We start from the raw sequence: 701 nt of genomic DNA on the forward strand, positions 1-701 counted from the left end.
GCGCAGCGTGTCTTGTGCATCGGGAGACGGCGGCTGCGACGACGGGTGTGGTGATGCACCTTCAGCGGTGTTCATGCTGATGAGGAGACATCGATCATTCACGTCGTTCTCTGCTGACGGCGCGAAAGTCCCCCATACGGCCTCTCTCTTGGGCTGGTCTGGCACCGGTCCGGCCTTGGCCAGCAACGGCTCCGCCGACCTTCTTCCCCTGACCGCAAGCGGTCATTCCTCGCGAGCCAACAAGCTCGGCTGCCGCCGTCCTTCGCTAACGCTGCGGTCCTGCGGATGCATTCCGTCCAATCCGTCGCCTGTCGACCGCCATCGAGGCCGCATCGGGCGGCTTCGAACAACCTCAGGAGATACGACAATGGCTCAGATCGGCACCTTCACCCGCGACGAAACCGGCGCATACGCAGGCACCATCAAGACCCTAACCCTCAACGTCAAGGCCACCATCAAGCCCTGCGACCGCGACAACGACCGCGCACCCGACTTCCGCGTCACAGCAACGGGTGTCGAGTTCGGAGCAGGCTGGAGCCGGACCGCCCGCGAAACGGGCGCCGAATACCTCTCGCTCAAGCTCGACGATCCGTCCTTCACGGCCCCGGTCTACGCATCCCTCGTCCAGGGTGACAAGGGCGAGCACAAGCTCATCTGGTCACGCTGACCAGCACCACGGCGCTCCGCTCAAAGCGGGGCGC

General features: G+C 64.6%; 1 protein-coding gene. It reads left to right on the forward strand.

The features are described 5' to 3' along the window. Window positions 1-367 precede the first annotated feature (367 nt). Window positions 368-667 (forward strand): DUF736 domain-containing protein, encoded by a 300-nt coding sequence (locus PMI09_RS29635; RefSeq protein WP_007803058.1) that lies wholly within the window; start codon window positions 368-370, stop codon window positions 665-667. Window positions 668-701 lie beyond the last annotated feature (34 nt).

Origin of the sequence: Rhizobium sp. CF122 (genome assembly GCF_000282035.1) — a bacterium.
Classification (GTDB): domain Bacteria; phylum Pseudomonadota; class Alphaproteobacteria; order Rhizobiales; family Rhizobiaceae; genus Rhizobium.

What these genes read in the sequence shown, in the direction of transcription:
- PMI09_RS29635 (WP_007803058.1), top strand. Translation starts at nt 368, where the DNA reads ATGGCTCAGATCGGCACCTTCACCCGCGACGAAACCGGCGCATACGCA.